The sequence below is a fragment of the Snodgrassella sp. W8135 genome (assembly GCF_016101225.1).
Taxonomy (GTDB): domain Bacteria; phylum Pseudomonadota; class Gammaproteobacteria; order Burkholderiales; family Neisseriaceae; genus Snodgrassella; species Snodgrassella alvi.
Genome location: NZ_JACFQX010000001.1, coordinates 370,023 through 384,038 on the forward strand (window position 1 = coordinate 370,023; position 14,016 = coordinate 384,038).

Below are 14,016 nucleotides of genomic sequence, written 5' to 3' on the forward strand. Positions count from 1 at the left end.
ATAAAGGACACGATATGACTACGCCGGTCTGGACTGTGGCACAGATGAAAGCATGGGAAGATACACAGAACCGGGAAGGTTTGAGTTATGCCCGAATGATGGAACATGCAGGAAGTCGTGCAGCGAAGGATTTATTATGTCGGTTTCATTCCTCGCAGCATATACTGATATTGTGTGGCAAAGGGAATAATGCAGGTGACGGGCTGGTACTGGCCCGAGTATTGTCTTTACATGGCTGGCCGGTAACGATTATGTTTTTACAAGGACAGCAATTATCAGCTCTTGCAGAAGCCAACCGGAAATGTCTGCCGGTTACTGTAGATTGTATTAATGTTTCGCAATTGCATACTGTGCTGCCGTCTGTCCATCTGGTTGTGGATGCTGTTTATGGTACTGGTTTCCATGGTGAGTTGCCTCAGGCTATTGCACGTTGTTTTGCAGCAGTTTCTCAGGCAGATGTGTTTAAGGTGGCGCTGGATATGCCCAGTGGTGTGGCTGGCGATGGCGAAAAAATAGCTGCCGGAAGTTTTCAGGCACAGCTTACTTATGCTTTTCAAGCCCTGAAACCGGCACATTGTCTGGAGCAGGTAAGACAGTTATGCGGAGAAATAGTACGTATTGATTTACTGGATTAGTGTTGATTGATGGTTTTGCCTGTTCCATACCTGATAGCATTGAGCTAGGTGTAATAGCATGCATGCAGTAGCTCCCCAGATATGTCGGTTTTGATAATGTAAATGATATACCTTAAGCTTAAGTTGCTGATATTGAGTAATACTATCCTGGTATAGCTTGCTATCCAGAACAACAGGTAAGGGTACCGGGAATATTTCGCTGACTTCTGACGGGTTGAGCTGCCAGTATAGAGATGAATTGCTCCAGGCCAGAACAGGAACAACTTTGAAACCGCTGGGCAGATAGCATTGAGGTAAGGTTCCGACCAGCTGCCACTGATTACGAATCAGTCCGGTTTCTTCTTCGCTTTCGCGAAATGCTGCACTGATGCTGCTTTCATTATTTTCCAGTTTGCCTCCGGGAAAAGCGATTTGCCCGCGGTGCTGGCGTAGTTGCTGACTGCGCTGAGTAAGCCAGATTTGCGCGTTACCATGATTCCAGTCAACAGGCATCAGCACCGCAGCGCAGCGAAAATTAACGGGCAGATGCTGTAATGCATCCTGACGCTGATTAAGTATAGTGGGCAGTGTACTGGTGCATGTGTAATGTAAAAACTGTTTCAGCTTATCAGGTGTAGTAAACATTTTAATGATGCCAGACTGTTCTTTTTTCAGGATACTGAGTAATTTATATATCGTTCAGGCATAAATGACCAGAATAATTTTAAGGAGGATTAACCAGTGGTTACCAGAGATATAATGTAATTATGGGTAATTGAAGCACTGAAGTACTTAGGCGGATCTGGCTGGCCTAAGGATGTCAGTAAATATATCTGGGATAAATATGAGCAGGAGTTGAAAGCATCCGGAAGTATGCTTTATATCTGGCAATATGATTTACGTTGGGCTGCTCAGCAATTGCGTAATGAGAAAAAGTTAAAACCAGTTCATAAACGGCGTGATTTACCGTGGGAACTGGTTTAAGTATAAAACAGTAAAATTGGTTTGCAGTTAAGTAAATGGCGATGAAGGACAGTTGCAGTATTTATTAATTTTGGCAACGTTATTTATCTTGCTGATAAAACGATGGTAACTGTTGCGGTTTGATTATTATAATGTACGTGAATACTGGGCTTCGGTGCGCTTCTGACGCAAATAGTAGTCAAATACCATGGCGATATTGCGAATCAGCAGTCTCCCTTTGGGTGTAACCTGTAAATTCTGATCACTAAGATTGAGCAAGCCAAGCTGTTGCAGGTGCTGTAAATCAGACTGCTCAGCAGCAAAGTAAGTTTGAAAAGGCTGCTGCATGGCATGGCTATAATCAATGTAATTAAGCTGGAAGCGGCACATCAAATCCTGAATTACACGCCGGCGCAGTAAGTCGTCCGCATTAAGCTGGTAGCCGCGCATAACTGGCAGGCGGTTTTCATCCAGAGCCTGATAGTAGGCAGGCAGTTCTTTTTCATTCTGGCTGTAGATATTGTTGATTTTGCCGATGCTGGATACGCCGATGGCGATTAAGTCACAGTCTGCATGGGTTGAATAACCCTGAAAATTGCGTTGCAGGCGGCCTTCAGATAAGGCAATGGCCAGTTCGTCATCAGGTTTGGCAAAATGATCCATGCCGATGAAGATATAGCCCTGCTGTAACAGATATTGAACGGTGTTTTGCAGAATATCCAGTTTAACACTGCTGTTGGGTACGGCTGATGTATCAATACGCCGCTGTGGTTTGAACAGATGTGGCAGATGTGCATAGTGATACATGGCAATGCGATCCGGCTGCAGAGTCAGTACGTGATCCAGTGTGCAGCGCATAGAGGCTTCAGTCTGGTGCGGTAAGCCATAGATTAAGTCGACACTGACAGAGTGAAAACCATTAGCTCTGGCTGCCTCAATAACTGTCCGGGTTTCAGCTTCGCTCTGGATGCGGTTAACGGCCTGTTGTACCGCCGGATTGAAATCCTGAATACCGACGCTCATCCGGTTAAAACCGAGTCTGCCCAGATGAGCTACAGTTTCAGCTGTCACTTTACGCGGGTCGATTTCAATTGAATATTCACCCTGTTCTGACAGGGTAAAGTAGCGGCTGATACTGGCAAAAATATGACTGAGCTGGTCATCATTCAGAAAGGTTGGTGTACCGCCGCCGAAATGTAATTGTGCCAGCAGCGGTTTACTCTGCCAGTTTTTTGCCAGCAGTGCCATTTCTTTATCCAGATACCGGATATATATATCGGCACGGCTGGTATCTTTGGTAATAATTTTATTACAGCCGCAATAGTAACAGATGGTATTGCAGAAAGGCACATGTACGTACAGGGAGACTGGTTTGTCACCAATATTTTGCTGTAAAGCAGTTTGTAACTGAGTTGCGGTGAATGAAGTATTAAAACGGTCTGCTGTAGGGTAGGAAGTATAACGCGGGCCGGAAGACGGTAAGGAAGCAATAAGGGTACGGTCGAATTCTATGTTGATGCGTGGTGTGTTCATTGGATAATGATGGTTATTCTTGTGTTGGTCTGGTGAAATAGATAGGAGTGATAACTATTTATGGTAGAATACATCCGGCAGTAAAGTAAAGCAGTGAAAACATAATAAGCCAATTTTTTTATTAAATCAGGGTCTGAAGGAAATTCAATTCACTTTGTCTATAACAATACTATATTGGATAGTTTTTAAAAAATTGATTTATATCAATATGTTTTTTATATGATGTTCTGGGCAAAGTGTAATCAGTAATTATTAAATATATTATGATTAGATTGTATAAACAGGGTGAAATAGTACAGAAATTATGCGAAAAATGTTCTTTGCATATTCTCTGTATGCCGGTAATGCTTAAAGAGCGGGAACTAACCGATTTAGGAGCGATTATTCGTCAGAGTCGTCGTTTAAAAAAAGGGGAGTATCTGTTTCGTGCCGGTGAACCGTTTGATGCAATATTTGCCATACGAACCGGTTTTTTTAAAACCATGGTTAATAGCCGGGACGGACGAGATCAGGTAACTGGTTTTTTTATGTCAGGTGAATTGTTGGGGCTGGACGGTATTTGTCATAATGTTCATGGCTGTGATGCAGTAGCTCTGGAAGATAGTGAGGTATGTGAGCTACCATTCACTAATATGGAAGATGCCGGTAATATTTTGCCTTCATTACAAATACATTTTTATCGTCTGATGAGTCAGGAAATTCTGCGTACTCAGGAGCTGATGCTGATGCTGGGTAATATGCGTGCAGAAGAGCGTCTGGCTGCGTTTCTGGTGAATTTATCTCATCGTCTGAGTTTTCGTGGTTTTGCTGCAAATGATTTTATTTTGCGTATGTCACGTGAAGAAATTGGCAGCTATCTGGGGCTAAAGCTGGAAACAGTAAGCCGTACTTTGTCTAAATTTCAGCATGAAGGCTGGATAAAAGTTGAGCACAAGCATATTCAGTTATTAGAACCATGGATGTTGCAGAAAATGGTGATGCATTGTCAGCGGGCTGCAAGCTGAATTCAGTTAATGCTTAAAAAAGCTGTAGCATGTTATTGTTGCTACAGCTTTTTTGCTTGATGAGAAAAATTATTTTATATACCTGAATTTGCAATATCGATCATGATTGTGTTAGCTGGGCTGTTTCAGGCATATCCGGCCATCGCGGCAAGCTTAAGTGTATCTTTACCATAAAATTTAGCCTTTAGATGACGCATCCAGCGGATTTTATGTAAGCTTTTGTTGACAATACTACTTACTTCATTAGGTTGATTATGCAGTACGCTATGCCATAATTCTTTAGCCTGAATAGTTACGCCGAATTCCTGCATTAAACGTGCACCTGAGTGCAGATAGCATAGCCAGTCGCGGGAATGGCATTGCGTTAATGTCATCGCGGATAAAGGATCATCTTCGAAATCGATAAAGCCTATGCTGTCCTGATTAATGTAAATCATATTGCGTGCAAAAGTTTCACTCAGGTATTGCTTGCGTTTATGTACATCTTCGATGGCGTTAAGACCAAGCTGCCAGCGTTGCAACAGAAGTTCAGGCTGATGCTTACAGTGTTTCCATTCTTTTTCTAGATTGTGATTGCCAATATGACTAATCATCAGAGCATCCGGTTGTTGCGCCAGAATGGCAGGAACCCGCACTCCTGCTGAGGCCAGAGCCCGCAGACGGGATGCTTCGGTTTGCAGTGCAGGTATTCCGCCCAAATTGGGTACAGGTTGCAGCATGTGAATACCACTTATTTTCTGAGCTATTTTTAATAAGTGATAGCGCCAGGCACTATTGCGTGCACCAGCTTGCCGTACCCATACTTTTTCGCCGTTAGTCAGTATATGGCTTTGCATCAGGCCGGTTTGTATGAACAGGCACTGTTGTAATGCATGCTGATAAAAGGCAGAAGAGTCGGAAGCGGTCATGAAGCCTGTTGCTTGAATTCAAAAACGGGTATTGATTGTACTATAGTTAAGTTTATAACTCTTAAAATTAAGGTAATAAATCTTTTAGACGGTAATAACCTGTTCCTGCCCATTGTATGGGAAGGCGCAGTAAACTGCCACCGGGAAAGTTGTGATGTATAATTTTTTCAAACATGCACAGGCGGCTGTCATCGCCGCTGATTGCCTCAGCAATAATTTGCCCGCCCATACCGGCAGCAGCCACGCCATGTCCTGAAAATCCTTGTAAAAAATAGAGTTGCGGGTTAAGACGCCCGAAATGGGGCAGGCGGTTCATGCTGATATCAACCAGACCACCCCAGGCATAATCAATTTCTGCATCAGCCAGCTGTGGAAATACTTTAAGCATATCACGGCGCATACTCTGAATGAGTTGCTGCCGGCCGGGTTCACGACCGGAATAATTGACTTTACCTCCGAATAACAGACGTTTGTCTGCACTCAGGCGATAATAATCAAGTACAAAACGGGTATCACATACTGCCATGTTATTTTTGATGAGTTGCTGACCACGTTCCCCAAGCGGCTGGGTTGCAATCATGTATGTACCTACCGGCAGGATTTTGGCTTCGAGCGCCTTAATAGGTGCCTGTCGGAGGCTGCGGGTAAAAGCATTGACGGCAATCACGAGGTTTTTGGCAATGATATTCCCGTTTGGCGTGGTAATCCGGTATCCGTGCTGCCATGTTTCCAGCGAAAGCATAGGGGAATGTTCAAACAGCAATGCTCCCGCACGGGCAGCTGCACGAGCCAGTCCAAGTAAGTAGTTTAGTGGATGTAAATGTCCGGCCTGATGGTCAAAAATCGCGCCGGTATAGCGTTCACTGGCCAGTTGCTGTTGCAGCTGATTGGAATTCCATACTTCATAATCATGAAAATGATAGTGTTCGGCAGCTTCTTTCACCCATTCAGTTAAGACACGCAGCTGGCGCGGCCGGATGGCTGCATGAGCGTAACCGCGTTGCCAGTCACAGCTGATTTGGTAGGTTTGAATCTGTTGTTCAATCAGAGTGACAGCTTCACGGCTCCACTGCCAGAGTGTTTGTGCATTTTTCAGTCCGATCATGCCGGCCAGATTGCTCATTTCAGCAGCGTAACCATAAATGACCTGACCGCCGTTACGGCCGGAGGCGCCATAACCGATTCGGGCGGCTTCGATAAGTGCTACACTATGCTGCTGCTGTGCCAATGGCAATGCAGTACCGATTCCGCTCAGTCCGCCACCAATGATGCAGGTTTCAACTTCAACAGTACCTGTTAAACTTGGATAGTGGTAGTGGTCATTACAGCTGGCTGTATAGTAGCTGTCAATGCGTTCTGTATCTGGTGGCATGTGTGTAGACATAGTTACAATGATTAAACTGATTATGAAGATGAAAAATTGGCAGCTAACCGAAATCAGATAGCTGCCATGTATGCATTTTTATTTGTTAGCCTCAAGTAACTGGCTCTGACGATAGGCTTCTGCCATTTCCCGTTCACGTCGGGTATTTTGCCGCATCATGAAGTAATTAATACCTATAACCAATGTACCTACCAGTGCAATGATGATGGTGGCCAGTACATTCATTTGCGGATCCAGCCCCAGTTTGATTTTTGAAAATATAATCATTGGTAAAGTGGAAGAACCCGGACCGGACAGGAATGATGTAATGACTAAATCATCCAGCGACAGCGTAATGGACAGCAGAAAGCCGGATGCAATAGCCGGAGCAATTGAAGGCAGTGTAATCAGAAAAAATACCTTTAATGGCCTCGCACCAAGATCCTTGGCTGCTTCTTCCAGTGACTGATTAAGCTCAGACAAACGTGAGCGGATAATAACAGTTACATAGGCCATACACAGGGTGGTATGACCAAGCCAGATAGTAAAAAAGCCGCGTTCAAAATACAGAAAGCTAAAAACACTGTTTTGCAGCAATATCTGTACCTGAATAATTAACAGCAGCATGGACAAACCGGTAATGATGTCCGGCATAACCATTGGTGCAGAAACCATACCGGCAAACAAGGTATTACCACGGAAACGTTTGATGCGGGCTAGTGCATAGCCGGCAAGTGTTCCCAGAATGACTGCGGCTGCCGCCGAGCACAGAGCAATGCGTACTGAAAGCCACGCAGCATCAAGTATCTGTTCATTCTGTAATAATTTACTGTACCACTGAGTGGAAAAACCTCCCCAGACAGTGACCAGTCGCGAATTGTTGAATGAGTAGATAATCAGGACAACCAAGGGTATATACAGAAATGCCAGCCCCAGAAACAGCATTACTCTGAGAAACCAGGATGATATGTTTTTATGCATGGCTGGCTCCTTCTTCAATTTCCCGGTTTTCATAACGATGGAACAAGGTAATCGGAATCACCAGTAACAGCACCATAATAACAGCAACTGCTGACGCCAGCGGCCAGTTATTCTGATCGAAGAAAGCCTGCCACAGTACTTTACCAATCATCAGATTTTTTGGTCCGCCTATCAGTTCGGGTATCACAAACTCACCAACTGCCGGAATAAAGACCAGCATCGAACCGGAGATAATCCCGGCTTTGGATAGTGGCAGAGTAATGGAAACAAACGCTTTAATAGGACCGGCACCGAGATCGGCAGCGGCTTCCAGCAGGCGGTTGTCCAGTTTTACCAGCTGAGTGTACAGAGGCAGAATCATAAAGGGCAGATAGGTATATACCATAACCAGATTCAGTGAGAATGAGTTGTATAGCATATTCATCGGGTTGTTGATGAGTCCCCATTTGATCAGATAAGTATTAATAATACCGTTATGGCCGAGCAGGCTCATCCATGCATATACACGCAGCAGAAATGATGTCCAGAAAGGCAGCATAATGGTAAGCAGCAGACCGTTACGGATCCTTTCCGGAGCCCGGGCGATAGCATAGGCTATCGGATAACCCGCCAGCAAACAGATAAGTGTCGTAGTGAAAGCGGTTTTAATTGATAACCAGTAAGTCAGCAGGTAAATATTATCGCCTAGATTGCCAATAAACATTTGTCCGAGAGAATGCCAGAAATCATTGAAAATGTCGGCATAATTCTGGTAGCTGACCAAAATATTTACTCGTCCCATTTCAGCATCTACATGATACAGCGGAGTATAGGGCGGGATAGCAATATCCTGTTCGGCAAAGCTGATTTTAAGTACGATAAAAAATGGGATAAGGAAAAGTACCAGCAGCCAGATATAAGGAATGCCAACAACCAGTCCCTGTGTCGGGCGTAAGCCTTTGAGGCGGTTAAACCAGTTCATGTTTAAGCTCCCGCGCCAATTAATGGGTCAGAGGACTGACCTGATTATCCGGCCAGCTGATGTAAACTTTTTCTTCCCATGTGGGCATAGGAATGCTGTATTGTTCCCAGTATGAGGATAACACCTGACTTTTAATAATTTTGCCGGAAGGCAGCTGGATATGAAAAATACCGAAGCTGCCGAGATAGGCAATTTCTTTGACAATTCCGGCTGACCAGTTATATTCCTGCTGAGGTTGCTCACGATAGATGTTGATATCTTCAGGACGAATAGACAGCCAGATTTTCTGATCTTCCGGTCCGCTGATACCGTGACCAAGATAAACCAGTTGCTGCATTTCTGGGCAGTGAATAATGGTATGGTCGGCACCGTCTTCAGTCACTTTGCCTTCCAGAATATTGGTTTCGCCCATGAATTCAGCTGTAAAGCGGCTATTCGGATAGTCGTAAATATCAGAAGGTGTGCCAACCTGTTGCAACTGTCCGTCCGACATGATGGCAATACGTGAAGCCATTGTCATGGCTTCTTCCTGATCATGAGTAACCATAATACAGGTAGCACCCACTTTTTCGAGAGTATTCACCAGTTCCAGCTGAGTTTGCTGGCGCAGTTTTTTGTCCAGAGCGCCCAGAGGTTCATCCAGTAATAGCAATTTAGGGCGTTTTGCCAGACTGCGTGCCAGCGCAACGCGTTGCTGCTGACCACCGGAAAGCTGGTGTGGTTTGCGTTTGGCGTATTTGCTCATTTGTACCAGACGCAGCATTTCTTCTACCCGCGCACTGATTTCATCTTTGGGCAGTTTATCCTGCTTTAATCCGAAAGCGATGTTTTGTTCGACCGTCATATGCGGAAACAGGGCATAGCTCTGAAACATCATATTGATAGGGCGGTCGTAGGGTTGCAGTTTAGTAATATCTTCACCATCAAGGATAATCTGTCCCTGAGTTGGTGTTTCCATACCGGCGAGCATGCGTAATAAAGTCGATTTACCGCTGCCGGAGCTGCCGAGCAAGGCGAATATTTCGTTTTTTTTGATGGTCAGATTAATATGGTCTACGGCGTAATTATCGCCATAGGTCTTGACGATGTCTTTAATCTGTAAGTAATGTGCTGGATCGGCACCGGGTCTGGTGATTGCGTTTTCGCTCATAATTAAAGGTTACTCCAGAAAAATCGTTCCAGCCAATGCTCGGCATATGGATGTTTACTGTAATGTTTAAAGAACGGTGCAAAAACGATTCTGCTCCTGCTTTAGGGGACGCATTGTATGCAAGCATTTAGTATGGGGCAATGAAATTTAAGTGTTAATACGTTTAAATTCTCCACTTAGAGTATAACTTTGTATGTAAACAGGGATTTAGCGGTACTTTTTAAATTGAATAAAATTTTGTTAGGATTGAGCTAAAGTACGGTCTGACAGAGAACATGCTGTCTGGCAGGCTGAATATTGCCTAGTGTATCATGTAATTATTGGCTGCTATATTCATTTAAACCTGATCTACTCAGCGGTTGTATCTGATAATGAGATTGTACTGATTTCAATTATAAAATGTGAATATGAGTATAAATGGATTGTGCAAAAAATTTTCCTTATAATCAAATAGTTTGTTTTATTTTTTTCTGACTGGGTTAAATGAAAATTCGGTAGATATCTGTTTACGGCCGGTCATGACGATGGATGTAAAAGTAATGAAGAAAAAGGTGTTGCTGGGTATTTGTGGTGGTATTGCTGCATATAAATGTTGTGAACTGGTGCGGCTGCTTAAAAAAGCAGGACATCAGGTTAATGTTGTGATGACACAGGCAGCTACTGATTTTGTCAGTCCCACTACTTTTCAGGCACTGAGCGGAGAACCGGTATTGCTGGATACCCATGATGCTGCCGGCGGCAACGGGATGGCTCATATCAATCTGAGTCGTCAGGCAGATGTGATGCTGATTGCACCGGCTTCTGCCAATACGCTGGCGAAAATAGCGAACGGAATGGCTGATAATCTGCTGACAACTCTGGTAGCAGCCCGTACCTGTCCGCTGGCTGTTGCGCCGGCAATGAATGTACAGATGTGGAATAATCCGGCTAATCAGCGCAATCTGGCTTTATTACGTCAGGATCAGATAAAAATACTCGGACCGGCAGTTGGTGAGCAGGCCTGCGGCGAAACTGGCAGCGGACGGATGCTGGAAGCGGCTGAACTGGCGGAATTGCTAGCAGATGTCTGGACACTGCCGGTGCTGGCTGGTAAACGTGTGCTGATTACAACCGGGGCAACCTTTGAAGCCATTGATCCGGTACGCGGTATTACCAATATTTCCAGCGGACAGATGGGTATGGCTCTGGCGCGAGCCTGCCGTGCAGCCGGAGCAAGTGTATCTTTAATATACGGACAGATTAATACCTCAATGGCAGCAGGGCTGGCTTACACTGAACAGGCTGTCAGCGCAGATTCTATGCTGAATGCAGTCGAGCGTTTGTTGCCACAGCAGGATGTGTTTATTTCTGTAGCAGCAGTGGCTGATTACAAAGTAAAAAACCGCAGTGTACAAAAACTGAAAAAACAGCCGGGACAGGCTGTTCCTATAATCGAACTGACTGAAAATGCCGATATACTGGCAACCGTAGCCAGCCGGCCGGATGCTCCTTTCTGTGTTGGCTTTGCAGCAGAAAGTGAGCATGTTCTGGAACATGCGCGTGCTAAACGGCTGAAAAAAGGTGTGCCGTTACTGGTAGCTAATGATGTGAGTCTGGCTATGGGTAAAACGACCAATCAGGTAATTTTACTTGATGACGAGCAGGAAACGGCTTTACCGCAAATGAGTAAAGCGGATACGGCTGCGGCTATTGTTGAACGGCTGGCACAATTATTGCCGTGACAGTAAAAGGCTGTTACTGATGTGTTATAAGGGCGTGCTGTCCTGATATTTTTAATGATCTATTATTTAAAGACTGGTTTTTATGAGTGCTTCTGAGTTATCTGTACAAATTAAAATATTACATCCGTCAATGGCAGAACAATTACCTGAATATGCGACGATTGGTTCGGCCGGGCTGGATTTACGTGCCTGTATTGAAGCACCGGTTACTTTGCAGCCGGGAGAAAGCTTTCTGCTACCGACCGGACTGGCCATACATCTGGCTGATCCGGGATATGCAGCTCTGATATTGCCGCGTTCCGGTCTGGGGCATAAACATGGGATTGTACTGGGTAATCTGGTTGGTTTAATTGATTCGGATTATCAGGGAGAATTAAAAGTATCGTTGTGGAATCGCAGTCATGAAGCGTATGTGATTGAACCTCTGGCACGGATTGCTCAGATGATTATTGTGCCGGTTATGCAGGCAGCTTTTACCGTGGTTGATGAATTTGCGCAAACCAGCCGCGGAGAAGGCGGTTTTGGTAGTACTGGACATCAGTAATTTTTATGTATTCAAATGAAAAGCAAGGTATCCGGATGGATAACCTTGCTTTTTTTGCCATGGCACTGGCTAAAACTGCTTACTACACAATTAATTCAGCATTCTGACCGGCCATTCGGTAGTTTTAGGTTTGAAACCAGTATTATTACTGGCGATAACGCTCAATAAGCATATTCTGCATATTGGTTATTGACTCTTTCTCTGCTGGTTTAATGCGCTCATACTGACCATCCGGCTGCATCAGCCATGCACACTGATTATCAGCCAGCGCAAGCATCAGAGTTTCCTTGATTATACGTTGTTTTAGCTCAGATGTTTCAATCGGTGTACAAATTTCTACACGACGGAACAGATTTCGCCCCATCCAGTCGGCGCTGGATATCCATAGTTTAGAATCACCGCCATTTTCAAAATAAAATACCCGCGCATGTTCCAGCAGCCGGCCGACTATAGAACGTACCCGGATATTTTCTGATAAGCCTTTAACACCCGGACGTAACACACATATTCCGCGTACTATTAGCTCAATTTGTACACCGGCCTGACTGGCTGCATACAGGGCATCGACAATAGAAGGCTCAACCAGTGCGTTCATTTTAGCAATAATACGAGCTGTTTTGCCGGCTTTTGCCTGCTCAATTTCGTTATTAATGCTGTTGAGAAGCATTTTGTGCAGAGTAAACGGGCTTTGCGCTATTTTATGCAGATTATTGGGTTGTCCCAGACCGGTGATTTCCATAAATACGGTATTAACATCCACGCTGATATCCTGATTGCAGGTCATCAGACCCAGATCAGTATAAATACGGCTGGTGCCCTGATGATAATTACCTGTACTGACATGAGCGTAGCGTTTCAGCCTGCCGTCTTCACGTCGAACTATCAGTGCCATTTTGGCATGAACTTTATAACCGAAGACTCCGTATACGACATGGGCACCGGCAGCTTCAAGCTGACCTGCCCAGTTCAGATTGGTTTCTTCATCAAAACGGGCCATCAGTTCAACCACCACAGTAACCTGTTTGCCTGTCAGTGCCGCTTTCATCAGTGCTTTTACCAGGTCAGAGTTACTGCCAGTACGGTAAATGGTCATTTTTATCGCAATAACCTGAGGGTCATCAGCTGCCTGCTGAATCAGACGAACTGTAGGTTCGAAAGACTGGTAGGGATGATAGAGTAAGATATCGCGCTGGCTGATGATGCTGAACATATCGCGATTTTTATTCAGAATGGCCGGTGTGCCGGGAATAAATGGCGGAAATTTTAAATCATTGCGTTCAACCATATCCGGTACGGCCATTAGTCGTACCAGATTTACCGGACCGTTTACCCGGTACAATTCATCGCGCCCCAGATGAAAATGGCTAAGCAGGAAATCGTAAACGTGTGCCGGACAATTATCGGCTACTTCCAGCCGGACACCATCTCCATATTGTCTTCCCTGTAATTCACCGGCAATTGCCGTGCGCAAATTTTCCAGATCTTCTTCATCAACACTTAGGTCACTGTCGCGGGTAAGGCGAAACTGATAGCAGCCTTTAACGCTCATTCCGGTGAAGAGTGTATGCACATGAGCATGCAGGATTGACGACAGAAATACAAAACCATCATGCCCGTCACATAATTCCTTAGGCATTTTCAGTACTCTTGGCAAAATACGCGGAGCCTGAACGATGGCCATGCCGCCGGTACGCCCAAAAGCATCTTTACCTTCCAGTTCTACTGCAAAATTCAGTGATTTATTCAGTAAGCGCGGAAAAGGGTGCGAAGGATCCAGCCCGATAGGGGTCAGAATAGGTAACAATTCATGCCGGAAGTAATCAGCCACCCACTGGCGTTGTGCCTCACTCCATTCACTGCGCGGATAAAAAGATATGCCTTCACTACGCAGTGCCGGAATCAGTTCATCGTTAAACAATCTGTATTGTTCGGCAATAATGGCGTGAGCTTCTTCGGTTACATTGGCAATAACTGTATCCGGTAGTTCGCCATTGGCCAGAGGAATATGTGGTGAGAGTTCACGGGTACGCCGCAGCCATGCCATCCTTACTTCAAAAAATTCATCCAGATTGGAAGAAACGATACATAAAAACCGTAAACGTTCGAGTAAGGGTACCTGTGTATCCTGCGCCTGTGCCAGAACGCGACGATTGAAAGCCAGCAGGCTAAGTTCACGGCAAAGTAGATGTGGCTGAATTTCGGACATTGGCTATACCTGTAACTGTCATTAAGGGTAAGAATTTGTCAGTCTGGTGTTAATGTTACTAACATTGG

12 protein-coding genes are annotated in these 14,016 nt (G+C 44.9%); 4 read left to right on the top strand and 8 right to left on the bottom strand.

Translation table 11 applies throughout. The features are described from left to right. The first annotated feature begins 14 nt into the window (after positions 1-14). Entirely contained in the window at positions 15-635 is a 621-nt protein-coding gene (locus tag H3T75_RS01640; RefSeq protein ID WP_198210836.1) for an NAD(P)H-hydrate epimerase, read from the top strand. Here the strand turns inward: H3T75_RS01640 and H3T75_RS01645 are convergent. Next, positions 624-1,259: a CoA pyrophosphatase gene (locus tag H3T75_RS01645; protein ID WP_198210837.1), complete on the bottom strand. Its 636-nt coding sequence runs from the start codon at positions 1,257-1,259 to the stop codon at positions 624-626. The two genes, H3T75_RS01640 and H3T75_RS01645, sit on opposite strands and share 12 nt — an antisense overlap. A 465-nt stretch (positions 1,260-1,724) precedes the next feature. Next, positions 1,725-3,110 carry an oxygen-independent coproporphyrinogen III oxidase gene (gene hemN, locus H3T75_RS01650; protein WP_174830527.1) on the bottom strand — a complete coding sequence of 462 codons (1,386 nt, stop codon included), beginning with the start codon at positions 3,108-3,110 and terminating at the stop codon, positions 1,725-1,727. A gap of 263 nt (positions 3,111-3,373) precedes the next feature. Here hemN and fnr point away from each other — a divergent pair, with 263 nt between their 5' ends. After that, a complete protein-coding gene (gene fnr, locus H3T75_RS01655) occupies positions 3,374-4,114 on the top strand; it encodes a fumarate/nitrate reduction transcriptional regulator Fnr (RefSeq protein ID WP_025331198.1) in 741 nt (246 codons plus the stop codon). A gap of 125 nt (positions 4,115-4,239) precedes the next feature. Here the strand turns inward: fnr and H3T75_RS01660 are convergent, their stop codons facing one another. From H3T75_RS01660 to H3T75_RS01680, 5 genes are all read right to left on the bottom strand, one after another. Then, on the bottom strand, positions 4,240-5,022 hold the full coding sequence (locus H3T75_RS01660; protein ID WP_198210838.1) for a hypothetical protein: 783 nt from the start codon (positions 5,020-5,022) through the stop codon (positions 4,240-4,242). Positions 5,023-5,089: 67 nt separating this feature from the next. Continuing rightward, positions 5,090-6,406, bottom strand: coding sequence for an FAD-binding oxidoreductase (locus tag H3T75_RS01665; protein ID WP_232339886.1), 1,317 nt, complete (start codon positions 6,404-6,406; stop codon positions 5,090-5,092). A 78-nt stretch (positions 6,407-6,484) separates the two neighbouring features. Beyond that, a complete protein-coding gene (locus H3T75_RS01670) occupies positions 6,485-7,366 on the bottom strand; it encodes an ABC transporter permease subunit (RefSeq protein ID WP_025331195.1) in 882 nt (293 codons plus the stop codon). Continuing rightward, complete coding sequence (locus tag H3T75_RS01675; RefSeq protein ID WP_084565490.1) at positions 7,359-8,327, bottom strand: ABC transporter permease subunit; 969 nt, start codon at positions 8,325-8,327, stop codon at positions 7,359-7,361. Before H3T75_RS01675 ends, H3T75_RS01670 begins: the two co-directional genes overlap by 8 nt. Before the next feature lie 19 nt (positions 8,328-8,346). Next, positions 8,347-9,477 carry an ABC transporter ATP-binding protein gene (locus tag H3T75_RS01680; protein WP_025331193.1) on the bottom strand — a complete coding sequence of 377 codons (1,131 nt, stop codon included), beginning with the start codon at positions 9,475-9,477 and terminating at the stop codon, positions 8,347-8,349. A 539-nt stretch (positions 9,478-10,016) separates the two neighbouring features. On the opposite strand from H3T75_RS01680, the gene coaBC reads away from it, so the two are divergent. Then, entirely contained in the window at positions 10,017-11,198 is a 1,182-nt protein-coding gene (gene coaBC, locus H3T75_RS01685) for a bifunctional phosphopantothenoylcysteine decarboxylase/phosphopantothenate--cysteine ligase CoaBC (RefSeq protein ID WP_174830588.1), read from the top strand. Positions 11,199-11,280: 82 nt separating this feature from the next. Beyond that, on the top strand, positions 11,281-11,742 hold the full coding sequence (dut, locus tag H3T75_RS01690; RefSeq protein WP_174830522.1) for a dUTP diphosphatase: 462 nt from the start codon (positions 11,281-11,283) through the stop codon (positions 11,740-11,742). Between the two features lie 145 nt (positions 11,743-11,887). On the opposite strand, the gene ppk1 is transcribed toward dut, so the two are convergent. Continuing rightward, complete coding sequence (gene ppk1 / locus H3T75_RS01695) at positions 11,888-13,948, bottom strand: polyphosphate kinase 1 (RefSeq protein WP_110414440.1); 2,061 nt, start codon at positions 13,946-13,948, stop codon at positions 11,888-11,890. Positions 13,949-14,016: the final 68 nt, after the last annotated feature.

Coding starts and splice junctions, on each gene's coding strand:
- H3T75_RS01640 (WP_198210836.1), top strand. CDS start 15: ATGACTACGCCGGTCTGGACTGTGGCACAGATGAAAGCATGGGAAGAT.
- H3T75_RS01645 (WP_198210837.1), bottom strand. CDS start 1,259: ATGTTTACTACACCTGATAAGCTGAAACAGTTTTTACATTACACATGC.
- hemN (WP_174830527.1), bottom strand. CDS start 3,110: ATGAACACACCACGCATCAACATAGAATTCGACCGTACCCTTATTGCT.
- fnr (WP_025331198.1), top strand. CDS start 3,374: ATGATTAGATTGTATAAACAGGGTGAAATAGTACAGAAATTATGCGAA.
- H3T75_RS01660 (WP_198210838.1), bottom strand. CDS start 5,022: ATGACCGCTTCCGACTCTTCTGCCTTTTATCAGCATGCATTACAACAG.
- H3T75_RS01665 (WP_232339886.1), bottom strand. CDS start 6,406: ATGTCTACACACATGCCACCAGATACAGAACGCATTGACAGCTACTAT.
- H3T75_RS01670 (WP_025331195.1), bottom strand. CDS start 7,366: ATGCATAAAAACATATCATCCTGGTTTCTCAGAGTAATGCTGTTTCTG.
- H3T75_RS01675 (WP_084565490.1), bottom strand. CDS start 8,327: ATGAACTGGTTTAACCGCCTCAAAGGCTTACGCCCGACACAGGGACTG.
- H3T75_RS01680 (WP_025331193.1), bottom strand. CDS start 9,477: ATGAGCGAAAACGCAATCACCAGACCCGGTGCCGATCCAGCACATTAC.
- coaBC (WP_174830588.1), top strand. CDS start 10,017: ATGAAGAAAAAGGTGTTGCTGGGTATTTGTGGTGGTATTGCTGCATAT.
- dut (WP_174830522.1), top strand. CDS start 11,281: ATGAGTGCTTCTGAGTTATCTGTACAAATTAAAATATTACATCCGTCA.
- ppk1 (WP_110414440.1), bottom strand. CDS start 13,948: ATGTCCGAAATTCAGCCACATCTACTTTGCCGTGAACTTAGCCTGCTG.